Source organism: Sphingomonas lacunae (assembly GCF_012979535.1).
Taxonomy (GTDB): Bacteria; Pseudomonadota; Alphaproteobacteria; order Sphingomonadales; family Sphingomonadaceae; genus Sphingopyxis; species Sphingopyxis lacunae.
Genome location: NZ_CP053015.1, coordinates 1,378,873 through 1,403,234 on the forward strand (window position 1 = coordinate 1,378,873; position 24,362 = coordinate 1,403,234).

The following is a 24,362-nucleotide window of genomic DNA, read 5'->3' on the forward strand; positions in this document are numbered from 1 at the left end:
CCCGAATCACGCCAAAAAACTGCCATTATGGCAGCGTTTTCAGTCGCTTAGCGGGAACGAATTGCTCGTTCACGCAGGGTCAGCCGCGACAGCCGCTGCCTATCCAACTGGTTTAGATTGAAACTTTGTAACAACTGAACATCGGTTCATGAAATCATGTCACACCAATGTGGCTACTGCGCCACATTGGGTTAAAATATGGCTTCAGATCAAGCCATTACACTTTACTCCTAACATCAGCGAAAGCACGGTCGCCCCAATCTGTTCCGGTAGGGTCAATTTTGCGTGCCCGGTACAGGGGGGAAGCCTAAAAATTAGGGGAACAAGCTGTGAAAATTTCGCGCATTTCTCGTTTCAAGACGGGCGTCGCTCCGCTCGTGCTTGGCGTCGCTCTGCTCGCCACTCCGACGATGGCTCAGGAAGCCCCGGCTGATGAAGAGGAAGCGCCTGCCGCATCCGCTTCGGCCGGCAACAACGACATTGTTGTCACCGGTTCGCGAATCCGTCGTCCGAACCTCGAATCAACCGTGCCGATTACCTCGATCAGCGGTGAATCCTTCATTCAGCAAGGTCAAACCAACATTGGTGACACTCTGAATGATCTGCCACAGCTGCGTAGCACCTTTGCCCAGCAGAACCCCGGTCTGGGTATCGGTATCGCTGGTCTCAATCTTCTCGACCTTCGCGGCTTGGGCACCCAGCGCACGCTGGTGCTGGTGAATGGGCGTCGTCACGTTGCGGCAGACATTCTCGCCAACGCTGTGTCGCCAGATATCAACACCATTCCGAACGATTTGATTGAACGCGTTGACATCGTCACCGGCGGCAACTCGGCCATCTATGGTTCGGACGCCATCGCCGGCGTCGTCAACTTCGTTCTGCGTCGCAGCTATGAAGGGCTGCAACTGCGCGCTTCGGGTGGCATCACCGAACAGGGCTTCGGCGGCAACTATTATGCGTCCGCCATGTGGGGCAAGAATTTCGCTGACGGTCGCGGCAACATCACCCTGCATGGTGAATATGCGCACAGCGAACGTGTTTTCGCTTCGGACGTTGATGCTTTCCGCAGCAACGACAACTTCGGGGTTGTGGACACGGACGGCGGTGCGGGCATCGTCTTCGGTGGTGACGGCGTGCCTGATCGCCGGTTCTTCCGTAACCTCAGCAGCACCACGATCCATTTCGCCGGTCTGATTCCGATCAACCAGCGCAACATTCCGGGTGCCGGTGCCTGTGGCAATGCGACCACGCCCAACAATGGCGCCCCCAACAATCTGGGTGCTGCGTTCAACTGCACGTACATTTTTACACCGGAAGGTCGCCTGATCCAGCAGACTGGCACCCGTTTCGGCACCGGCATCAACAGCGGCATTTATGACAGCAACGGCCAGACCGGTCGTGAAGGCAAGACTGTTTCGGTCCTGCCGTTCACCGAACGCTACAACTTCAACCTGCTGACGCGCTATGAATTCTCGCCGGCGGCCGAAGTGTTCCTTGAAGCCAAGTGGAACCGCGTCAACGCGCTGGGCAACAATGCCGGGCCGTCCTTTGTCCAGGGCACGGGCGGCACGGTTGACTTCCGTGAACGTCCCCGTCTCGACAACCCGTTCCTCAACCCGGCCGATCGTACCACCCTTGCGAACCTCCTTCTCGCATCGGGTTGTCGCTCTGACTTGCTGGTTACCTGCCCGGCTGGCGGGAACCTGACCGCTACCGATATCACCAATATCAACAACGGCAGCTATCGATTCGTTCTTGCGCGCAACCTGCTTGATGTCGGTTTGCGTGATGAGCGGTTCCAGCGTGATACCTGGCGCGTGGTTGGCGGCATCCGCGGCACGTTCAACACTGATTGGTCGTATGAGGTCTCGGCCAACTATGGCCAGTTCCGTGAAGATGTGACGACGAACGGCTTCATTGATCGTCAGCGCTTTGCCTTGGCGATGGATGCCGGTCGCAATCCGAATACCGGTCAGATCCAGTGCCGTTCGCAGTTTGACCCGGCATCGGCGGTCCAACTCGTCGGCTTTGCCGGCTCGGCAGCCACCAATGCTGCCCGTCTGGCTCAGGATATCGCTGCCTGCGTGCCCTACAATCCGTTCGGCACCCAGGACAATTCGGCCTCGGTCGCCTATTTCGCGCGTACCTTCACAGCCAACTCGGGCCTGTCGCAATTTGTCGGTTCCGCCTTCGTTTCGGGCGATACCAGCGGCTTCTTCAACCTCCCGGGCGGCCCTGTCAGCTTTGCTGTCGGCGCTGAATACCGCCGTGAAACGGCGTTCTACCGTCAGGATCCGTTTGTCACCGGTGGTTTCACCAATGGCGTCTCGATCCCTGCCTTTGAACCCCGTGCGTTTGACGTGAAGGAAGCCTATGGCGAATTGCGCGTACCGATCCTTTCGGACGTGCCCTTCTTCCATGAACTGACCCTCAGCGGTGCCGCCCGTCTTGCCAAATATCAGGGCAATGTGGGTACGGTCTGGTCATATAATGGTGGTGTCGACTGGGCTCCGGCCGCAGACATCCGCTTCCGTGCCAACTACAGCCGCGCCGTCCGTGCTCCGAACGTGTCGGAAACCGGCTTCCCGCTGGTGCCGAACTTCTCGAACGGCTTCGTTGACCCGTGCAACCCTGACCGTATTGGCACCGGCCTGCGTCAGCAGAACTGCTTGGCAGATATCGGCGCCGCCAATCTGGCGGGCTTCACCAATATCACCCAGTCGCTGCCGATCGTCAGCGGGTCCAACCCGAACCTGATTTCGGAAGTGTCGGATTCCTACACCATCGGTGTGGTGTTCCAGCCCAGCTTCATTCCCAACTTCAACCTGTCGGTCGACTTCTATGACATCACAGTGAATAACGTTATCGCGAGCATTGCTCCGAATACGTTGGTCAACCTGTGCTACGACACCCCGCGCCCGAACATCTTCTGTGGTCAGTTCGAGCGTTGGGCTGGTCCTGGCACGGGTCCGTTGGGTGAGCAGCCTGGTCGCCTTCTCGGCAACTCGCTGATCAATGCGCCGGTCAACTTCGCCAAACGGGTCCGTCGCGGTATCGACGTCAACTTCAACTACCGCCGCGATCTCGGTTTCGTCGAGTTCAGCACCGATCTGGTCTACACCCACAGCCTGATCAACAGCAACTATCAGGACCCGACCCGCCCGAACTTCGAAACCCGTCTTCTGGGTCAGTTGGGCGATCCGAAGGACGAGTTCCGCTGGGACTTCAACTTCAGCCGTGGACCGGTCACGCTGGGCTATCGTGCGCGTTACATCGGCCCGATGTTCTTCAACGGTTACAACACCCTGTTCCCGTTGAACGGTCTGGATCCGACCGACGTCGATGCCTTCCCCGACACCAAGTTCCCTGCTGTCTGGTATCACGATCTGCGTATCGACTACGAAATTGACCGTGAAGGTGGCAATTCATACCTGCTCTACGCTGGCGTCGACAACGTCCTCGACCGCGGCGTGCCGGCGGGTGCCACCACCGCTACCGGTTCGGGTAGCGCGATCTACTCGTTCCGCGGCCGAACCTTCTTCGCGGGCATTCGCGCCCGCTTCTGACGGGTTTTGCGCGGACAAGAACAGGAAGGGGCCGGAACGAAAGTTCCGGCCCCTTTTGCCTGTCGGTCATGCCGAACGGCTTCAGTCTACCACCATCATCAACGCACCATCGCCCTCATCGACCTTGATCGTAGCACCGTCGGGCACCTCGCCTTTCAGGATCAGGTCGGCAAGCGGGTCCTGCAGATGACGTTGCACTGCACGTTTCAGTGGCCGCGCGCCATAGACCGGGTCATAACCGACCCGCCCCAGCCAGGCCCGGGCGCCATCGCTCAGTTCCAGCCTGATCTTGCGATCGGCGAGCAGCTTTTGCACCCGCTCGACCTGGATATCGACGATGCCGCCCATATGCGCCTGCGCCAGCCGGTGGAACAGGATGATCTCGTCGAGCCGGTTGAGGAATTCGGGGCGGAAATGCCCCCGCACCACATCCATCACCTGCTGCTCGACCTTGTCGACATCCTCATCTTCGCCAAGGCCGGCGATGAACTGGCTGCCGAGGTTGGAGGTGAGCACGATGATCGTGTTGGTGAAATCGACAGTGCGGCCTTGACCATCCGTCAGCCGCCCGTCGTCGAGCACCTGCAACAGGATGTTGAACACATCGCCATGCGCCTTCTCGACCTCGTCGAACAGCACGACCTGATAGGGGCGCCGCCGTACTGCCTCGGTCAGCACGCCACCTTCCTCATAGCCGACATAGCCGGGAGGGGCGCCGATCAGCCGGGCGACGCTGTGCTTTTCCATGAACTCCGACATGTCGATACGGACCATCGCCGTGTCGTCATCGAACAGGAATCCGGCCAACGCCTTTGTCAGCTCGGTCTTGCCGACACCGGTCGGGCCGAGGAACAGGAAACTGCCGAGCGGCCGGTTCGGGTCCTGCAATCCGGCGCGTGAGCGGCGTACCGCCTTGGCAACCGCATCGACCGCATCCTTCTGACCGATCACCCGGCCACCGATGATCTCTTCCATGCGCAGCAGTTTCTCGCGCTCGCCGGTCAACATCCGCTCCATCGGGATGCCGGTCCATTTGGCGACCACGGCGGCAATGTCATCGCCGGTCACTTCCTCGCGCAGCATCGCGCCTGCGGCTGCGCCTGCGGCCTCGGCCAGTTGCTTTTCGAGCTGGGGAATGCTGCCATATTGCAGCTCGCCGGCGCGGGCCAGGTCGCCGCTGCGTTGCGCCTGTTCAAGCGCCACCCGGGCGGCATCCAGTTCGGCCTTCAACGAGGCCTCGCCGGCAATCTTGTCCTTCTCGGCCTGCCAGCGCGTGGTCAGCTCGGCCGATTGCTGCTCCAGATTGGCGAGGTCGGCGCGCAAGGCGTCGAGCCGGTCCTTTGACGGCTGGTCGCTTTCCTTGGCCAGCGCCATTTCCTCGATCTTCAGCTGGATGATCCGCCGGTCGAGGACCTCAATTTCCTCGGGTTTGGATTCCACTTCCATGCGGATGCGGCTGGCCGCCTCGTCCATCAGGTCGATGGCCTTGTCGGGCAGGAAACGGTCGGAGATGTACCGGTTGCTCAGCGTCGCCGCCGCGACAATCGCCCCATCGGTGATGCGCACGCCATGGTGCAGCTCATATTTCTCCTTGAGGCCGCGCAGGATGCTGATCGTGTCCTCGACCGTCGGCTCGCCGACGAATACCGGCTGGAACCGCCGCTGCAACGCCGCGTCCTTCTCGACATATTTGCGATATTCGTCGAGCGTCGTCGCGCCAATGCAGTGCAGTTCACCACGGGCGAGCGCGGGCTTCAACAGGTTGCCGGCGTCCATCGCGCCTTCCCCCTTGCCCGCACCGATCAGCGTGTGCATTTCGTCGATGAACAGGACAACGTCGCCCTCGGCCGCCTTGACCTCGTCAAGCACGCCCTTGAGCCGTTCCTCGAACTCACCGCGATATTTTGCCCCGGCAATCAGCGCGCCCATGTCGAGCGCCATCAGGCGGCGGCCCTTCAACGTGTCGGGCACGTCGCCATTGGCGATGCGCAGCGCCAGTCCCTCGGCAATCGCCGTCTTGCCAACGCCGGGGTCGCCGATCAGCACCGGGTTGTTCTTGGTTCGCCGGGCGAGGATCTGCACGGTGCGGCGGATTTCCTCGTCGCGACCAATGACGGGATCGAGTTTGCCGCTCTCCGCCGCCTCGGTCAGGTCACGGGCATATTTCTTGAGCGCGTCATAGCGGTCCTCGGCGCCCGCCGTATCGGCGGTGCGGCCCTTGCGCAGATCGTTGATCGCGGCGTTGAGTGCTTGGGCGGTCAAGCCTGCTTCGGTCAGGATTTTGGCAACCGCCGTCCCCGACGCCATCAGCATGGCCAGCAGCAACCGCTCGACGGAGACAAAGCTGTCGCCCGCCTTTTCCGCGACCTGCTCAGCCTGATCGAGCAGGCGCACCAGATCATTGTCGACGCCGGGGCTTGCCTGTGCGCCACTGCCGCTTACCGCCGGCACCTTGGCCAGGGCGGCATCGACGCCCGCGAGCGCCATCCTGGCATTGCCGCCAGCCTTGGTGATCAGGCCTGCGGCCATGCCCTGCTCATCGTCAAGCAGTGCCTTGAGCAAATGCTCCGGGCTGATCCGCTGGTGGTTCATGCGGATGGCAATGGTCTGGGCGGCCTGCAGAAAGCCCTTCGCGCGGTCGGTCAGTTTCTCGAGGTTCATGTGTCAGTCCTGTCTTCCTGTCCCCTGCGCCTGCTCATCGAATGTAGGCGCGACTTGCGGCCTAGGTAGTGTTGCATTTGTGCAACACAAGGGGGTGCAGGGCAGTGGCGCGCATCAAAGTCTTCAAAACGTAATCGCCAGGCCACCGAACTGTCGCGGCTTTGGCAGGCTGGCTGTCACATACGGATCCTAGTGCGCTCGCAACCGGGCGGACGCCAACAGGTCGCTCCCGGTCGATTCACTCCAGAACCTGACAGGGGGTCTCCCACATGAAATTGTCGTTCGCATCCTTGCTGCTGACCAGCTGCGCAGCTTTCTCTGTCCCCGCCTATTCCCAGGCCGTTGCCATACCGGCGGACGAAATGGCTGAAGCCGTCACTGATGACATTGTCGTTTTTGGTCGCGGCGAAACCCGGCAAGTTCAGGAAATCAGCGCGCAGGACGTCACCATCCTCGCGCCGGGCACCAGCCCGCTTAAGGCGATTGAGATGTTGCCGGGGGTCAATTTTCAGTCGGCCGATGCGTTCGGCACCTATGAATGGTCGCAGCGCATTTCGATCCGCAGCTTCAACCAGAATCAGCTCGGCTTCAATTTTGATGGCGTGCCGCTTGGTGACGGCAGCTACGGCAATCACAATGGCCTGCACATTTCCCGCGCGATCATCGCCGACAATGTCGGATCGGTCCGCGTGTCACAGGGTGCAGGTTCGCTCGGAACGCAGGCGACCAATAACCTCGGCGGCACGATTGAAACCTTTTCGTCGGACCCGCTGGGGGAAAGCGCCCTGCAAACCAATCTGACCTATGGCAGCAACGAAACACTCAGAGGCTTTGTCCGGGCCGATTTCGGCAGTGACAATGGCGCATCGGGCTATGTCTCTGGTCTGTTGGGCAACAGCGACAAATGGAAGGGTTTCGGCGAGCAGAACCAGCGCCAGGTCAACGCAAAACTGGTCGTGCCAGTTGACAACGTCAATCTTGATGCATGGTACAGCTTCTCCTTCCGCGCGGAGCAGGATTATCAGGATCTCTCGCTCGAACAGATTGGCCGTCTGGGCTATGACTGGGACAATTTCGGCGTCAATCAATATGATCTTGCACTGCGCGTTGCAGATATCGCCAACAACCGTGGTGACACTGGCGCACCGGTCAGTAACGCTGCTGCCGGTACGGTCTATCCCGGTGCCATCATCAGCGTCGATGACGCCTATCTGGATGCCGCCGGTATTCGCCGGGACCATCTCGCCTATGTCGGCGCCCATGGCGACATCGGTTCCAATGGTTCTTTCCTGCTCCGTGGCTATTATCACAACAACAAGGGGCAGGGCCTGTGGGGAACACCCTATGTGCCCAGTCCGTCGGGCGTGCCTTACTCCATCCGCACGACCGAATATGACATGGATCGCACCGGAATTTTCGGTACATTGACCCTGCCCTTGGCCATGACCGAACTCACCGTGGGCGCATGGTATGAGAACAATGATTTTCGTCAGGCTCGCCGCTTCTACGGCCTGACCAGCCGCACGGACATTGGACGGAGCTTTCAGGAGTTCCAGGAAAATCCCTTCTTCACCCAGTGGGAATATGAGTTCAACACCGAGACCCTCCAATATCATGTCGAAGACAAGATTGATCTCGGTGCATTGACGATCAACCTCGGCTGGAAGGGTTTCAGCGTCACCAACACCGCGACGCCTGTTGTTGCCGGCAATCTCGCGTCGGGCACGGTGAAGGTCGAAGACTGGTTCCAGCCGCATGTGGGCTTTGCCTTGGAACTGGGTGCCAATGCTGAACTCTTCGGCGGCTTTACCCAAGTCACCCGCGCTTTCGCTTCGGCGAGCACAACCGGACCCTTCGCGACGACTCAGGCCGGTTTCAATGCCATCCGCACGACATTGAAACCCGAGGAATCGGATACCTATGAAGCCGGCATCCGCTACAATAGCGGTGCGTTCAACGGTGTGCTGGCGGCCTATTATGTCGACTTTCGCAACCGTCTCCTCGGCTTTGCCAGCGGAGCCGGCATCGTCGGCAACCCCGCTGTTCTCCAGAATGTGGGTTCGGTGCGTGCTGTCGGATTTGAAGCGGCTGGTGAAGTACGCCTTGGGGGTGGTTTCCGCCTTTATGCCTCTTATGCCTACAATGACGCGACCTATCGCAACGATGTCCGGAACGCTGCGGGCGTCCTGATTGCCGCGACCAATGGCAAGCGGGTTGTTGACTCGCCCGAACATATGCTCCGTGCAGAGCTTAGCTATGACTCGGATCTGCTGTTTGGCCGGATCGGTGCCAACCATATGTCGGAACGCTTTTTCAACTATGAAAACGACCGGTCGGTTGGCGCCCGTACGATCGTCGATGCAACGTTGGGCGTTCACCTCAGCGACCGGATCGAGTTCCAGTTGAACGTCACCAACCTGTTCGACGAAGAATATGTGGGGACCGTCGGGTCGAACGGCTTTGGTTCGCGCGGCGACAATCAAACCCTGCTCGCTGGCGCCCCGCGCCAGATCTTCGGCACGATCAAGGTCGGCTTCTGATCATGCGGCGTGATGTTTCGCGCCGCGCTGTCATCGCAGGGGCGGCAGCCAGTGCCGCCCTTGCCACTACCCCCTTGGCAGCGGCGCTGCCGGGGGGGCGCGCGCTTGCGGGCGAAGGGCGGGCACTGACCCGCATCGCTTTTGGTTCCTGTGCCCGTCAGGATAAGGATCAGCCCATTTGGGACGTGGTCAATGCCTGGCATCCTGACCTGTTCATCTTTCTTGGTGACAATATCTACGGCGATACCGAGGATATGGCTGTCATGCGGGCCAAATATGACATGCTCGCCGCCAAGCCCGGCTTTCGCACTTTGCGCCGCCAGAGCATGGTGATCGCGACGTGGGACGACCATGATTATGGCGTCAATGACGGTGGCAGCGAATATCCCAAAAAGGTGGAAAGCGCCGCGCTGTTCCTCGATTTTTGGGGTGTGCCGGCCGGGCATGAACGCCGCAGCCATCCCGGCATCTATGGCAGCTACATGTTCGGACCAGAGGGGCGCCGGGTTCAGGTCATCCTGCCTGACAACCGCACCTTCCGAACGCCTTTGCTCGGCTATAGTGTCGAACCTGAGGACAAGGGCGGCTATGTCGTCAACCCAGATCCGCACGCGACGATGCTCGGTCAGGCGCAGTGGGACTGGCTTGAAACCGAACTGCGCCGGCCTGCTGATCTGCGCATTCTTGCCTCGTCGACCCAGGTCCTTCCTGACGCACCGGGTTATGAGGCGTGGATCAACTATCAGGCGGATCACCAGCGGCTGCTGGACCTGATCGATTTTGCTGCGGTCGACAATCTGGTCATCATTTCGGGTGACACCCATTATGCCGAACTGTCGCGGCTAGAGGAGCGTATGCCATATCCGCTCTTTGAACTGACCTCGTCCGGCCTGACCGAAGTCTGGCCGGTTTTTGGTCCCAATCGTCATCGCATGGCGCAGGCTCCATTGGCACCCAATTACGGCCGCCTGACAATCGAATGGGACAGCATCGACCCCAAAATTATCATGGAAGTACAGATGCTTGATGGCAGCATCGCGATCCAGCATGCGGTCCCGTTCAGTGCCCTCAAGCAGGGGGCAGGTCGTTGATTCAGCGGGCTTTTGCTTGCGCCACAAGCCCCGGCGGCATAGCCTGACCCCAACAGCAAATACCCGCTCTGACTGGGTATCACTTTCGGGGGAGAAACGGCCATGCGCCGCTGGTTCAAACGCGTCGGATTCAGTCTCCTCGCGCTGCTCATCATCACCGCCATCGGCCTCGCCGTGTGGGAACCACTGACCGCCCGCGCACCCGCCGCTGTCGCTTATACCCCCACCGACATTCGGATCGCTCGCGACAGCTATGGCGTGCCCCACATCTTTGGCGAGACCGACGCCGACGTCGCCTATGGCGTTGGCTACGCTCATGCCGAGGACGACTTTTCGACGCTGCAAGAGGTGCTCGCCATGACCCGCGGCCGCCTCGGCGCCATGACGGGTGAGGACGGAGCAAAAGTTGATTTCGCTGCCTATGTCATCGACGGTCGCGGTACCACCGATCGGCAATATGACAGCCTGCCCGCTGACGTGAAGTTGCTGTTCACCGCCTATGCCGCCGGTCTCAACCGCTACGCCGATAAACATCCTGAGGAAGTGCGCCTGACGGGCCTCTTCCCTGTGACGCCGCAGGATGTGGTTGCCGGCTTTGTGATTCGCTCGCCCTTTTTCTTTGGGCTCGATGGCGTGCTTGGCAGTTTGGTGGAAGGTAAGCCGCTCCCGCGTGAAGGCGGTCCCGCCATTCCCGGTTTTCCGGCGCCCACGTCCAAAACTGCAGCGTCGACCTTTTTTGATCAAACCCTGTTCGGCAACCGGGAGCAGGCCAATGGTTCAAACGCCTATGCAGTCGCACCTTCGCGCACGACCGATGGGTCGACTTGGCTCGTGTCCAATTCGCATCAGCCCTGGCGCGGGGGTGTTGCTTGGTATGAGTTGGTCGTCCACTCCAATCAGGGTTGGGACTTTGCCGGCGCAAACTTCCCCGGTTCGCCCTATCCTTTTCTGGGCCACAACCGGAACCTTGGCTGGACCAACACCGTCAACCGGCCCGATCTGATCGATATCTACCGGCTGACTATTGATGACAGCGGCTCCCGCTATCGCTTCGACGGGCAATGGCGTGATCTGGAAAGCAAACGCGTCTGGCTTCGCGTGAAATTCGGACCGTTCACCCTGCCTGTACCCCGCACAGTCTATCGCTCGGTCCATGGCCCGGTGATCATCAACGACGAGGGCGCCTTTGCCATCCGTTATGCCGGCATCGACCAGATTGACATGGTCACCCAATATTACCGCATCCAGAAAGCCCAGAGTTTTGATGAGTGGCGCACCGCCATGAGCGGGCAGGGCGTACCGGCGACCAATTTCATCTACGCCGACCGGGAAGGGAATATCGGCCTTTTCTACAACGCCATGATTCCGGATCGCCCGGCCGGCCATGACTGGCGGACGGTTCTGCCCGGAGACAGTAGCCGCAACCTGTGGACCCGCACCTTGGCGTTTGACCGACTGCCGCAACTGGTCAATCCGGGGTCCGGCTACGTCATGAATGCCAACAACACACCGTTTACTGCTGCCGGGCCGGGAGACGAACTGGACCCGGCCGCATTTGACCCACGCATGGGTGTGGAGCTTGACGAAACCAACCGGTCGCTGCGTTCCATCGCGCTGTTTGAAGCCGCCGGACTGATTGACGAGGCAGGCCTCAAGCGCATCAAGTTCGATACCGGCTATGAACGCGCGGGTTATGCCGGTGCCTTCATCAATCGCCTGCTCGCCTTGCGGACTGACGATCCGCAATTGCGGCAGGCCCAGGCCATTCTGGCGCGATGGGACTGGACACTGGATGGCCTAGGGCAGGGTGACGCACTCGCCTTGATGGTGCTCCGTCCTGCGAACCGCGCCCATTATCTGCGCAATGGCGAAGTCCCGGATGCGCTGGCCATCCTCGCTGAATCGGCATCGCACCTCCAGCGCCACTTTGGCACGCTTGATCCGCCGCTCGGCAACGTCCTCCGGTTACGTCAGGGGGAGGGCGCGACCCGCGTCGATCTCCCGCTCGACGGCGGCAATGACACCATCCGGGCCTCGACCCTGTGGGATGTTGACGATGACGGCCGGCTGTCGGTCCGTCACGGCGACAGCTTCCTGATGTTTGTCCGGTGGGATCGCGACGGGACCTTGCGCAGCGAATCCATCCAGCCGTTCGGCGCTGCCACCACCCGCGTCAATTCGCCTCACCACACTGATCAGGCCCGCTTGTTCGTCCAGCATCGCTTGAAACCGGTGCTGTTCGACCGGGCCGCCTTTCTGGCCACCGGTCCACGCTTCTATAGACCTTGAGCGGCAATTTGTTGCTGTTGCAACGGGTCGCGCTTGCCAAGTGCGGCTGTGCCGTCATAAACCCTTCCTATGGCTGCGCCTTCCCCCCGGTCCGTGCGCGCCCTGACCCAGAATATAAGGGATCTGCCTCTATGCGTCTTGTCGCTCTCCGCCTGTCTCTGCTTGCCCTGGCTTCAACTACCATGCTCACCTCGGTGTCGACGGCCACGGCACAGGATCGTTCGACTGCGGCGGCCACTGCGGCGCTGGTCGAAAGGATCAATATTCCATACGAGCGCTTCACGCTCGACAATGGCCTGACGGTCATCGTCCATACTGACCGCAAGGCGCCGGTTGTCGCCGTGTCGGTCTGGTATGATGTGGGATCCAAAGACGAGCCGGCCGGCAGCACAGGCTTCGCGCACCTGTTCGAACATCTCATGTTCAATGGCAGCGAGAATGCGCCGGGAGACATCTTCACCTATCTTCAGGATATGGGCGCCACCGATACCAATGGCACCACCAATCCTGACCGCACCAATTATTTCCAGACTGTCCCGACCGGTGCGCTGGACAGGGCCCTGTTCCTTGAAGCCGACCGCATGGGTCATCTGCTCGGCGCGGTAACGCAGGAAAAGCTCGATAATCAGCGGGGCGTTGTCCAGAACGAAAAGCGTCAGGGCGACAATCAGCCCTTTGGTTTGCTGCGCTACTACATCTTTGAAAATCTGACCCCGCGCGGCCACCCCTATCATCACAGCACAATTGGCTCGATGGCCGATCTCAATGCCGCCAGTCTGGAAACGGTGCACAGCTGGTTCCGCAACAATTATGGGCCCAACAATGCCGTCCTTGTCCTGGCGGGTGACATAGATGCCGCTACCGCCCGTCCGATGGTGGAGCGTTGGTTCGGCGGCATCCCGCGCGGTCCCGATGTGGTCGAACGGCCAATCGAAGTGCCGACGCTGCCAGCCCCGTTGGCCCGGGAAGTGACTGACCAGATTGCCACGACGCGCATTTTCCGCATGTGGGCGGTACCGGGCTGGACCAGTGAAGATTCGCCCACCCTCGAAGCGGCGGCATCGATTCTCGGCGGTTTGTCCTCGTCCCGGCTCGATAATGCGCTGGTGCGTGACGAACAGATTGCTCTCAGCGTTTCGGCCGGTTCCCAGCCTTTTGAGGACATGGGCCTGTTCATCATCTCAGCAGACGTCAAGCCGGGTGTTGACCCGGCGCTGGTCAGTCGGCGGCTGGATGAAATCACCAACCAGTTCCTCACCGAAGGTCCCACGGCTGACGAAGTGCAGCGGGCTGTGATGTCGGGCCTGTCTGGCGAAGTGGATGGACTGGAATCGGTTGGCGGTTTTGGCGGCAAGGCTGTCGCCTTGGCTCAGGGTCAGCTTTACACTGGCGATCCAGCCTTTTTCCGCACCCAAATTCAGCGTTTCGCTGCCTCGACGCCGGAAAGCATCAGGGCAACCGCCCAGCGCTGGCTTTCGCGTCCTGTCTTTTCACTGACCTATCGCCCCGGTCCTCGCACTGACAGCGGTGATGGGCGTGGCGGTGCTGCCGTCGGGGCGGATGCGGCGGTCGCCGCTGCCGTCAGCGGCAACTATTATCGTGCACCGACCAGCGCGACCGAACGTCTGATGGCATCGCCCGGCGGACTGTTGCGCTTTAGCACCCAGCCCGCGCCTGAACCTGTGGCGCCGCCTGCGCAACCGGCGGCCGACCCGGCACCTGCGCGTCCGGCCATCGCTATGCCCGACCTTCGCCCTATCGGCGATCTGGACTTTCCGGAGATTGAACGGGCCACGCTGCGCAACGGCATTCGCGTCTTTTTTGCTCGCCGTTCCGCGGTTCCCGTGATCAGGGCTCTGGTCAGCTTTGATGCAGGCGCCGCGGCCGATCCTCGTGATCGCATGGGTACGCAGACGCTGATGCTCAATCTGATGGAAGAGGGTACGACCAGCCGCGATTCACGGGCGCTGGCGGAGGCCCAGGAACGGATTGGTGCCAATATATCGACCAGCTTTGACAGTGATCGGACCAACGTTGGCCTCTATACACTGTCGACCAATCTTGGTCCGGCGCTTGATTTGCTGGCTGATGTTGTACGCAACCCCGCCTTTGCGCCAACCGAGATAGAAAGGTTGCGCACCCGTCAATTGGCGGGGATCGCCCAGGAACTGAACAGCCCCAATGGCCTTGCCGGGCGGGTGACAGCCCCGACCCTCTATGGGCCCAATCACCCTTATGGGGCGATCGCGGGTTCGGGCACCGTGTCAACCGTGCGCGCTATCACCCGCGACGATCTCGTCAGCTTTCACCAACGCTGGATCAGGCCGGACAACGCCACCATCTATGTGGTGGGCGATACTTCGCTGCGCCAGGTTGTGCGGCAACTGAACCGCAGCTTCGGTGATTGGCGTGCGCCGGCAGTGCCCGCTGGTTCGCGGGACTTTAACGTCCCAATCCCTGAACAGACCCCGCGTATCCTGTTCGTCAATCGTCCCAATTCGCCGCAGTCGGTGGTGATCGCCGCCCAGGTGCTCGGCGTGCGCGGCCGTGACGATCTGCTTGCCCTGCGCGCGGCCAATGATGTGCTGGGCGGTAACTTCCTGTCACGTATCAACATGAACCTGCGCGAGACCAAGGGTTGGTCCTATGGCTCGCGCAGCGCCATCGGTGGCCAGGAAGACAGGGTCAGCTTTCGCGTGATCGCGCCGGTTCAGGCGGACCGGACTGCTGATACGATCCGTGAAATTCAGTCGGATGTAAGCGCCTTTCTGACCGATCGCGGCGTCAGCAGCGAAGAGTTGGCACGCACGGTCAATGGCAGCATCCGCGAATTGCCGGGCGAATTTGAAACGGCCGGTTCGGTGCTTGGCGGCATTCAGGCGATCGTCCAGCTGGGTCGCCCCGATGATTATTATGAACAGCTGGCAGCCCGCTATCGGGCCATGACGCCCGCCGATCTTGACTCTGCGTTGCGCGCGCAGGTTGATCCTGCGCGTTTCGTCTATATTGTCGTGGGCGATGCCACTGTCGTTCAGCCCCAGCTGGCCGGTCTCGGTCTTCCGGTGGAGACTGTCGATCCGGCAACGCTGGGTGGACAATAAGCAGCATTCATCAACTACGCTTTGGAGAGGACTAGAACATGTCGATTGATGGCAAGTGGGACTGCATTACCAAGACCCCGATGGGCGACCAGAAGTCGGTCCTTACCCTGACGACCAATGGCAACACCTTCACCGGCGTCAACGCCGGTGCCATGGGTTCGATGGATATCGAGGAAGGTCAGATTGACGGCAACACCCTCACCTGGAAAATGGAAATGAAGGTGCCGATGCCGATGACACTCAAGGGCACCGCCACGATTGACGGTGACACGCTGACCGGTTCGGTCAATGCCGGGGCCTTTGGCAATATGGCTATGACCGGCACCAAGCAGGCCTGAAGCACCCGCCAAGACCAGTTTGAAAGGCGCCGCTTCCGCATTGTCGGGGGCGGCGCTTTTTTTTCTAAACCGGCCGCGCCAACAGCCGTTCTTTTGCTTGTCCTGTCTCGGGGGACGGGAAAGGAGCAAGCAAGGTGCAGCAGTGGAGGTCCCTCCCTGCGGCCGGGGCGGCGCATGACCGGTGCGCAGTCACGGGCCGCCGAACTGTGTCTGACCATGGTTGTGATAGGGTGCAGACCGATACTGGCCGCGCCCTATCCGCTTTGCCAACCGGCCTGTCCCCTGATGCGGCCGCCCGACCCGGCGCCATGGCACGCCTCATCCTGCGCCGGGTCGGCATTACCCCCTTGCTGTCCCTGCTGGCCGGATCGCTTCTGGTCATTCTCCCCGCTCATCCGGCGAGCGGGCAAACCATGGCAGCCCACGCCCTTGCCCGGGTGGTGGTCCTGCCCCATGCCGTCCGGCTGCAACGGGGACAGGTCACGATCATGCGGCAGGGCCAGCCTGCAACGATCACGCCGCCGGAGTTGTCCCTCCCGGTCGCTCGGCCCTGCCTGATTGATCGGGATCAACTGGTGAATGGCTCCTGTCGCATGGTCATCGTTGATCTTCCCTGATCATCCTGCGTTCCGGCCTTTCTTTGCGCGCCGGGACAGCCTATCTGGCCCGGATGCCGCCGGATCACCCCTCAACTTCCGCGACGCTGCCCAGCGCCGATCCTCCGGCGATGGAGACGCTGCGCCGGTTTCTTCCCTATCTCTGGCCCAAGGGTGAGCCGCGCCAGCGGTTGCGCATAGTCGGTGCAGGCATGCTGGTGCTCGCCTCCAAGGCGGTTCAGCTGTCGATGGGCTTTCTCTACGCGGCGGCCATCAACCGGATGCAGCCCGGCATGGAGCCGTCGGTCGCCCTCGCTATCGGTTTGGTTGTGGCCTATGCGGGCGCCCGCTTTGGTGGAGTGTTGTTCGACAATCTCCGCAATACGGTGTTCGAAAGGGTCGGGCAAAACGCCACGCGTCATCTTGCGGAGACGGTCTTTGCCCATCTGCACCGGCTCAGCCTGCGTTTCCACCTCTCCCGCCGCACCGGGGAAGTCACAAAGATCATCGAACGGGGCACAAAGAGCATCGATGTGATGCTTTACTTCATGCTCTTCAACATCGCCCCGACCGTCATCGAACTCGCTGCGGTGCTGGTCATCTTCACGCTCAAATTCAGTTGGGGGCTGTCATTGGCCACAGCCGCCATGGTCGGCGCCTATCTTATCTTCACCCGCAAGGTCACCGACTGGCGCAATGCCCTGCGCGTCCGGATGAATGATCTCGACACGCTGACCATCGGTCGTTCGGTCGACAGCCTGCTGAATTATGAGACGGTGAAATATTTCGGCGCCGAAGAGCGAGAGGTGGCTCGCTATTCCGCGGCCGTCCGCCGCTATGCCGACGCCGCGGTCAAATCGGAAAACTCGCTCGCCTGGCTCAACATTGGCCAATCCTTGATCACCAATGTGATGATGGCCGGCGCCATGGCCTATACCGTCTGGGGCTGGTCGCGCGGTCAATTTTCGACCGGCGATGTAGTACTGGTCAACACGCTGCTGGCCCAGCTGTTCCGCCCGCTCGACATGCTCGGCATGGTCTACCGTACCATCCGTCAGGGGCTGATCGACATGAGCGCCATGTTCCGCCTGATCGATACACAGGCCGAAATCGCTGACGCGCCCGACGCACGCCCGCTTGCCGTGCGCGGGGCCGAACTGGTCTTCGATGATGTCCGCTTTGCCTATGATCCAGAGCGGGAAATCCTCAAGGGCGTCAGTTTCCGTGTGCCCTCCGGCGGCACCCTTGCCATCGTCGGTCCCTCGGGTTCGGGCAAATCGACCATCGCCCGGCTGTTGTTCCGCTTCTTTGATGTCTCGTCGGGCCGCATCCTGATCGACGGTCAGGATATCCGCACCGTCACCCAGTCCAGCCTGCGTGCAGCCATCGGCATCGTTCCGCAGGACACGGTGCTGTTCAACGACACGATCGGTTACAATATCGCCTATGGCCGCGAAGGGGCGGATGAGGCTGCCGTCCGCGCCGCCGCCCATGGTGCCGCCATCGGCAGCTTCATCGAAAGCCTGCCCGAAGGCTATGCCAGCGAAGTCGGCGAACGCGGCCTGAAACTCTCCGGAGGGGAAAAGCAGCGCGTCGCCATAGCCCGCACCCTGCTCAAAAATCCGCCATTGCTGATCCTTGATGAGGCGACCAGCGCGCTCGATAGCCGCACCGAGACCGAAATCCTCGACACGCTCGAAAGCATCGCCGCCACCCGCACCACCATCACCATCGCCCACCGGCTCTCGACCATCGCCGGGGCGGATCAGATCCTCGTGCTCGATGGCGGCGAAGTGCGCGAAATCGGCACGCATGAAGAGCTGCTGGCAAAAGGCGGCCTCTACGCCGAAATGTGGGCACGTCAGGCGGTTGAGCAGGGTGAGACGGTGGATCCTGCATGACGATAGCCCAAACCGGCGTTGCCGATCCCCATGAAACATTGCACCGCGTCTTTGGTTTCCCCGCCTTTCGCGGGATGCAGCAGGCTGTGGTCGACCGCGTGCTCGCCGGGCGGCATACGCTCGCTGTCATGCCGACGGGCGCGGGCAAGTCGCTGACCTATCAGTTGCCGGCAGTCACCTTGCCCGGCACCGTCGTCGTCATCTCGCCGCTGATCGCGCTGATGCATGATCAGTTGCGCAGCGCTGAAGCGGTCGGCATCCGCGCCGCCACATTGACCAGTGTCGATACCAACCGGGCGGAGACGGTCGACCGGCTGCTCGCGGGGGAGCTTGACTTGCTCTACGTTGCGCCCGAACGCGCCTCGCAACCCGGCTTCCGCGATCTCATCGCCCAGGTGCAACTCGCCCTGTTCGCCATTGATGAGGCGCATTGCGTCAGCGAATGGGGGCATGATTTCCGGCCCGATTACCGCCTGTTGCGGCCGCTGCTCGATCATTTCCCCGACACGCCGCGCCTCGCACTGACGGCAACGGCGGATGCGCACACCCGCGCCGATGTGCTGACCCAGCTCGGCATAGCGCAGGACGGCCTGATCGTAGCCGGGTTTGATCGACCCAACATCCAATACACTATCCATCCCCGTCAGGGGATGACCCAGCAGATTGCCGATGTCGTCGCCCGCATTCCCGGCCCCGGCATCATCTATGCCCAGACCCGCGATGGCACCGAACGGCTTGCGGCCTCGCTCGCCCGCTCGGGCCGCCCGGTGCGCATCTACCACGCCGGCCTTACCCCGGAACAGCGTGCCGCCAATCAGGCTGCCTTTGTTGCCTCCGAAGACATGGTGATGGTCGCCACCATCGCCTTTGGCATGGGCATCGACAAGCCCGACGTGCGCTTTGTCGCCCATGCCGGCCTGCCCAAATCGATCGAGGCCTATTATCAGGAAACCGGGCGCGCGGGGCGGGACGGTGATCCGTCAGAGGCCATCATGTTCTGGGGCGCGGAGGATTTCTCCCGCGCCCGGCAGCGCCTTTCCGAAGTGCCGGAGGAACGCCGCGCCGGGGACCGGGCAAGGCTCAACGCCCTCGCCGCGCTGGTGGAATCGCCCGGCTGCCGTCGCGCCATCCTGCTCCGCCACTTTGGCGAAAGCCCGCCCGCTGAGTGCGGCAACTGCGACAATTGCCTCAACCCTCCGCAACGCATCGACGCCTCGGTCCTGGCACAAAAGCTGCTGTCCGCCGTCTATCGCACGGGTCAAAATTACGGCATCGGCCACATCGTCAATGTTTTGACCGGCGCCGATGATGCCAGGGTGCGGGATCGTGGCCATGACCGCCTCTCGGTCCATGGCATTGTCAACGCCGCGGAGGCACCGCTGCTCCGCCCCCTTGTCCGCACCCTGATGGCACAGGATGTGCTGGCCGAAACCGAGCATAAGGGCTTGGCATTCGGGCCTGCCGCCCGACCGGTGCTAAAGGGGGAGGCACCCGTTCTGCTGGCGATCCAGCCCAAACGCGAACGGCGCCGTCGCGGCAGCGCGGCGGGCGCCACGCCCAATCCGGTCGGCAATCCGCTGTTCGAGGCCTTGCGCGCCCGCCGCCGCGAGCTGGCTGAGGAGATTGGGGTGCCACCCTATGTCATCTTCCACGACAGCGTGTTGCGCGACATGGCCGGCCTCAAGCCGCAGACCCTCTCCGCCTTGGGCGAACTCCCGGGCGTTGGCGCGCGCAAGCTGGAGGCCTATGGCGACGCCTTCCTGACGGTCATACGGCAGGCCGGCTGACCTGCCTTCTTTGCGGCTACGACTGGCGCCCGGCTTTCAGCTTATGCCCTGGTCTGATGCGGTGCTTGACCGTTCGGGCGATATGATAGCTCAGCTGTGGCAACTGCCGTACAACTGTCATCCGGTGCGCTTTCCACGCTTCCTGCAACAGCTTGCACCGGAAGGTAAGCGTATCGGCGCGCAATTGCACCATCAGCGCGCGCGCGCGCAACTCAGGCTCACCAATCAACTGGGTTTCCCTCAGGATCAGCCGCGCGACCAGACTCTTGATGCGCTTCATGCGCGTGTCGGTCATGCTCGCGGCATGGCGACGGTAGAGGTACAGATCCTGATGGACCGGGGTCATGGTGAACTGCCGCGCAGCCCGCAGCCAGAAGTCATAGTCTTCCGCCCCGCTCAGCGTCTCGTCATAGCCGCCCAGTGCCCGGGTGACCTCGCGCCGGTACAGGAAGGCGGCGCCGACAGGATTGGTGAACAGCCTCTCCTCGGGATTGGCCGGGGGCTGATAGCGGATGAAGCGGCCCTGGGCATCAATCACCGTATAACCGGCATAGACAATGTCGCTGTCCGGCTTGGACTTCAGCGCCTCGACCAGCGTAGCCAGCATGTTCGGGCGCAGCATGTTGTCGTCGCTGGTCCAGCTGTGCAGATGACCGACGGCTTCGGCAAAACCTCGGTTAAGGGCTGCCGGCAATCCTGCATTCGGCTGGGTGACGATTCGGATTCGGCAATCGCGCTTGGCCATCGCGGCCAGGATGCGGGGTGAACGGTCTGTCGATCCATCATCAACACAGATCAGCTCAAAGTCGGTAAAACTCTGACGCAAAACGGAATTGATGGCTGACTTCAAATAGGTCTGGCCGTTGTAAACGGGCATGACGATCGAAACGCTTGGCCGCCAGGGCATGTCCGGTCCTCAGTCTAGCGATATCCCCTCTGTGCCCTTCATAGCATGGACGATTGTCTATTCCGTAAATTCCGAGTCTCACTTAAGGACATCGTCACTTTGAAGGGATCGCATTCCGATGTTCCGAACGATCGATACGCATTTCCTCGCCGCGCCGCAGATCAGTGTGGACGATGTCGCCGCCGCCGCCACACTGGGGGTGACACTCATTGTCAACAACCGCCCCGATGGTGAGGAACCCGGCGCCCCTCAGGGGGAGGATATTGCCGCCGCCGCCGCGGCGCATGGCATTGCCTATGTTGCCATACCAGTGACCCATGCCGGCTTCAGCCATCCACAGATTGACGCGCTCGCCGCGGCGATGGAGCAGGCGGGAGATGGCACCATCCTTGCCTATTGCCGCTCCGGTACCCGCTCGACAAACCTGTGGGCGCTGACCCGTGCCCGGCTTGGTGACAATGTGGATGATCTTTGCGCCAAGGCGGCGGCCGGCGGCTATGATCTCTCTGGGATCCGGCCGACGCTGGATGCGCTGGCTGCGGGAGCGCAATGAGCCTCGACGCGTTTTTCCCCCGGTTACTGGCACTCGCGCCCGAACTGCTGCCGCTGATCGGTTCGCTGATCGCCATCCTGCTGCTCGCCCGGACCGCGCGGTGGATGGGTTTGGGCACAGAGTATCGCCGCATCCGCGATGAAGACCACGCCATCCGTCTCGCCGAAGAGGCCGAGTGCGGCTTTGGCGGTGTCGCCGCCGATGTCGACGCCGCCGGCTATGGCGCGATTGTCCGCAATGCCGCCGGGTCCATGATGCTGGTGCGCATCCACGGCAACCGCTATGTCGCCCGCCGACTGGACCGTAGCTTCACGACCCGGCTTGACCGCAACCGCCTCCACCTCGTCAGCAGCGAACCCACGTTCGGCAGCGTCGATCTCGACTTCGGTGATCAGGCCGGCGTTATCGCCAGCCGCATGCGGACCCTTGCCTGATGCCCACCCTGCCCAACCCCATCGACTATGCCGTCCCTGGCTTTGTCCTGCTTGTCCTGTTTGAAATGTGGTTGTCGCGCCGTCGGGACCGCTCCGCCTATGAACCGCGCGATACGCTTACCTCGCTCGGCCTGGGTCTCGGCAGCACTGTCGCCGGCCTCGCCACAGGAGCGGTCGTCGTAGCGCTGGCCTTTGCCGTCAGCCGCCATGCCATCTTCAATATCGGTTGGCAGTGGTGGGCCTGGGCTGCCTGCTTTGTGCTCGATGACCTCGCCTATTACTGGTTCCACCGCACCGCGCATCGCGTTCGCTGGTTCTGGGCCAGCCATGTCATCCACCACAGCAGCCAGCATTACAATCTGTCGACCGCCCTCAGACAGACATGGACCGGCTTTTTCAGCCTCGCTTTCGTCTTTCGCCTGCCGCTGTTCCTTATCGGCTTTGAACCGGCGATGGTCTTCTTCTGCGCCGGGCTCAACCTCATCTACCAGTTCTGGATCCACACCGAAGCGATCCGCCGCCTGCCCCGCTGGGTAGAGGCGGTGATGAACACACCGTCGCATCACCGCGTCCATCACGGCGTCAATCCGCGCTATCTCGACACCAACTATGCCGGCGTCTTCATCATCTGGGACCGCCTGTTCGGCACCTTCACGCCCGAGCGGGATGATGACCCTGTCCGTTATGGCATCATCAAGCAGCTGGGAAGTTTCAACATCCTGTGGGCGGCCTTCCACGAATGGGTTGGCATCGCCCGCGATGTCTGGTCGGCGCCATGGCGCGCCAAACTCGGCTACATCGTCATGCCCCCCGGCTGGAGCCATGATGGCAGCCGCGACACCAGCGACAGCATAAAGGCCCGCTGGCAGGAGCGGCAGCCACCGGCTCCGGGCCAACAGGATTGACGCATCTCCCGGCTTGCACTCCTCGCTAATGACATCCATGTAAGCGGCGAGTGACCGCTGAAGCGGCAGACCGGGAGAGTGAAGCGTGGATCAGTTTGACATCATCGTCGTCGGTGGCGGTTCGGGCGGCAGTGCCGTCGCTGGTCGCCTGTCGGAAGATCCCGCGCTCAGCGTCTGCCTTCTCGAAGCTGGTGGAGACAATAACAAGGTCACGGTCAAGACGCCGGGGCTCATGCCGTTCATCGGCGAAAAATCGAACTGGCGCTACGAAACCGTGCCGCAACCCGGACTCAATGGCCGCACCGGCTATCAACCGCGCGGCAAGGGGCTCGGCGGTTCCTCGGCGATAAACGCCATGCTTTATGTGCGGGGCAACCGCTTTGATTATGACCAGTGGGCCAGCCTGGGCGCGTCCGGCTGGAGCTATGATGATGTGCTGCCTTACTTCAAGCGGTCTGAAGGCAATTGCCGTGGCGCTGACGAGTATCATGGCGGTGATGGCCCGCTGAGTGTCAGCGATCAGCATTGGTCGAACCCCACCAGCAACCGCTTCATCGAAAGCGCTGCCTCGCTGCAACTGCCACACAATGCCGATTTCAACGGCGCCACGCAGGATGGTTTCGGTCTTTACCAGACCACCCAGCGCAACGGGGAACGCTGGTCAGCCTCACGCGCTTATGTCGACCCGGCACGCTCGCGGCCCAATTTCACCGTCCGCACCGGGGTATCGGTGGACCGCTTGCTGATCGAACAGGGCAGGGTGACGGGCGTTGTCGTCCGCCGCGGTCGCGACACACAGGTCCTGCGCGCCCGCGCCGGTGTGATCCTTGCGGCCGGTGCGTTCAACACGCCGCAATTGATGATGCTCTCTGGCCTCGGTCCGGCGGCGCATCTCGCTTCGGTCGGCGTCTCACCGCTGGTCGATTTGCCTGGCGTCGGCGAAAATCTCCAGGACCATATCGACTATGTGGTCAGCTATCAGACCGAGTCAAAGGATGCGATTGGCGACTCCCTCGCCGGCACTTTCCGCATGGCAAAGGCGATCATCGAACATCGTTTTCGCCGCACCGGCATCATGACGACGCCCTATGCCGAAGCCGGCGGTTTCTGGCGCACCACATCCGACGCACCGGCACCCGATGTCCAATATCATTTCGTCCCGGCGATGCTGGAGGATCATGGCCGGGAAAAGGTGAAGGGCCATGGCTACAGCTGCCACACCTGTGTGCTGCGTCCCGAAAGCCGGGGCACTGTCCGCCTGCGCAGCAGTGACCCCGCGGCCGCGCCGCTGATTGACCCGGCCTTTTTCAGTGACGAACGCGATCTTGCGGTTATGCGTGCCGGGGTGCGGTTCCTCGATCGGATCATGACGTCGCCGCCGCTCAGCGACTATAATCCGGTCAATCGCCATCCCGTCGACATGCGGGATGATGCTGCGCTTGATCATGAAATCCGCAGCCGCGCCGACACTGTCTATCACCCGGTCGGCACCTGCCGCATGGGCAGTGACGATGGCGCGGTGGTTGATCCGACGCTCAAGGTTCGCGGTCTCGAGGGACTGTGGATTGCCGATGCCAGCATCATGCCACGGCTTGTCAGTGGCAACACCAATGCCCCCAGCATCATGATCGGTGAACGCGCTGCCGATTTTGTGAAGATGGCCCTGCGGGCCTGACAGCAGGGCGTCCTGGTC

15 protein-coding genes are annotated in these 24,362 nt (G+C 61.6%); 13 read left to right on the top strand and 2 right to left on the bottom strand.

All coding sequences use genetic code 11. The features are described 5' to 3' along the window. The first annotated feature begins 329 nt into the window (after window positions 1-329). Window positions 330-3,566 carry a TonB-dependent receptor domain-containing protein gene (locus GV829_RS06575; protein ID WP_169945090.1) on the top strand — a complete coding sequence of 1,079 codons (3,237 nt, stop codon included), beginning with the start codon at window positions 330-332 and terminating at the stop codon, window positions 3,564-3,566. A gap of 81 nt (window positions 3,567-3,647) precedes the next feature. On the opposite strand, the gene clpB is transcribed toward GV829_RS06575, so the two are convergent. Then, a complete protein-coding gene (clpB, locus tag GV829_RS06580) occupies window positions 3,648-6,227 on the bottom strand; it encodes an ATP-dependent chaperone ClpB (protein ID WP_169945092.1) in 2,580 nt (859 codons plus the stop codon). Between the two features lie 269 nt (window positions 6,228-6,496). Here clpB and GV829_RS06585 point away from each other — a divergent pair, with 269 nt between their 5' ends. The 8 genes from GV829_RS06585 to recQ all read left to right on the top strand — a co-directional run bounded on the left by GV829_RS06585 (window position 6,497) and on the right by recQ (window position 19,870). After that, on the top strand, window positions 6,497-8,767 hold the full coding sequence (locus GV829_RS06585; protein ID WP_169945095.1) for a TonB-dependent receptor domain-containing protein: 2,271 nt from the start codon (window positions 6,497-6,499) through the stop codon (window positions 8,765-8,767). A gap of 2 nt (window positions 8,768-8,769) precedes the next feature. Then, window positions 8,770-9,858: an alkaline phosphatase D family protein gene (locus tag GV829_RS06590; protein WP_169945097.1), complete on the top strand. Its 1,089-nt coding sequence runs from the start codon at window positions 8,770-8,772 to the stop codon at window positions 9,856-9,858. Window positions 9,859-9,960: 102 nt separating this feature from the next. After that, complete coding sequence (locus GV829_RS06595) at window positions 9,961-12,147, top strand: acylase (RefSeq protein WP_169945099.1); 2,187 nt, start codon at window positions 9,961-9,963, stop codon at window positions 12,145-12,147. Between the two features lie 182 nt (window positions 12,148-12,329). After that, window positions 12,330-15,248: a M16 family metallopeptidase gene (locus GV829_RS06600; RefSeq protein WP_246203094.1), complete on the top strand. Its 2,919-nt coding sequence runs from the start codon at window positions 12,330-12,332 to the stop codon at window positions 15,246-15,248. A 38-nt stretch (window positions 15,249-15,286) separates the two neighbouring features. Further along, window positions 15,287-15,586 carry a hypothetical protein gene (locus GV829_RS06605; protein ID WP_169945104.1) on the top strand — a complete coding sequence of 100 codons (300 nt, stop codon included), beginning with the start codon at window positions 15,287-15,289 and terminating at the stop codon, window positions 15,584-15,586. A 230-nt stretch (window positions 15,587-15,816) separates the two neighbouring features. Then, window positions 15,817-16,203: a hypothetical protein gene (locus GV829_RS06610; RefSeq protein WP_169945106.1), complete on the top strand. Its 387-nt coding sequence runs from the start codon at window positions 15,817-15,819 to the stop codon at window positions 16,201-16,203. 53 nt (window positions 16,204-16,256) lie between these two features. After that, the gene (locus GV829_RS06615; protein ID WP_169945108.1) at window positions 16,257-18,083 is read left to right on the top strand and encodes an ABCB family ABC transporter ATP-binding protein/permease; all 1,827 of its coding nucleotides are present in this window, start codon (window positions 16,257-16,259) and stop codon (window positions 18,081-18,083) included. Then, window positions 18,080-19,870, top strand: coding sequence for a DNA helicase RecQ (recQ, locus tag GV829_RS06620; protein ID WP_169945110.1), 1,791 nt, complete (start codon window positions 18,080-18,082; stop codon window positions 19,868-19,870). Before GV829_RS06615 ends, recQ begins: the two co-directional genes overlap by 4 nt. Before the next feature lie 16 nt (window positions 19,871-19,886). Here the strand turns inward: recQ and GV829_RS06625 are convergent, their stop codons facing one another. Then, window positions 19,887-20,777 (bottom strand): glycosyltransferase family 2 protein, encoded by an 891-nt coding sequence (locus GV829_RS06625; protein WP_281356191.1) that lies wholly within the window; start codon window positions 20,775-20,777, stop codon window positions 19,887-19,889. Between the two features lie 118 nt (window positions 20,778-20,895). Between GV829_RS06625 and GV829_RS06630 the strand changes: the two genes are divergently transcribed. The 4 genes from GV829_RS06630 to GV829_RS06645 all read left to right on the top strand — a co-directional run bounded on the left by GV829_RS06630 (window position 20,896) and on the right by GV829_RS06645 (window position 24,344). Continuing rightward, entirely contained in the window at window positions 20,896-21,330 is a 435-nt protein-coding gene (locus GV829_RS06630; protein WP_169945114.1) for a protein tyrosine phosphatase family protein, read from the top strand. Continuing rightward, on the top strand, window positions 21,327-21,764 hold the full coding sequence (locus GV829_RS06635; RefSeq protein WP_169945116.1) for a hypothetical protein: 438 nt from the start codon (window positions 21,327-21,329) through the stop codon (window positions 21,762-21,764). The genes GV829_RS06630 and GV829_RS06635 overlap by 4 nt, the downstream gene beginning before the upstream one ends. Next, the gene (locus tag GV829_RS06640) at window positions 21,764-22,669 is read left to right on the top strand and encodes a sterol desaturase family protein (RefSeq protein ID WP_169945118.1); all 906 of its coding nucleotides are present in this window, start codon (window positions 21,764-21,766) and stop codon (window positions 22,667-22,669) included. The genes GV829_RS06635 and GV829_RS06640 overlap by 1 nt, the downstream gene beginning before the upstream one ends. Window positions 22,670-22,754: 85 nt before the next feature. After that, window positions 22,755-24,344 (top strand): GMC family oxidoreductase, encoded by a 1,590-nt coding sequence (locus tag GV829_RS06645; protein ID WP_169945120.1) that lies wholly within the window; start codon window positions 22,755-22,757, stop codon window positions 24,342-24,344. The last annotated feature ends 18 nt before the right edge of the window (window positions 24,345-24,362 follow it).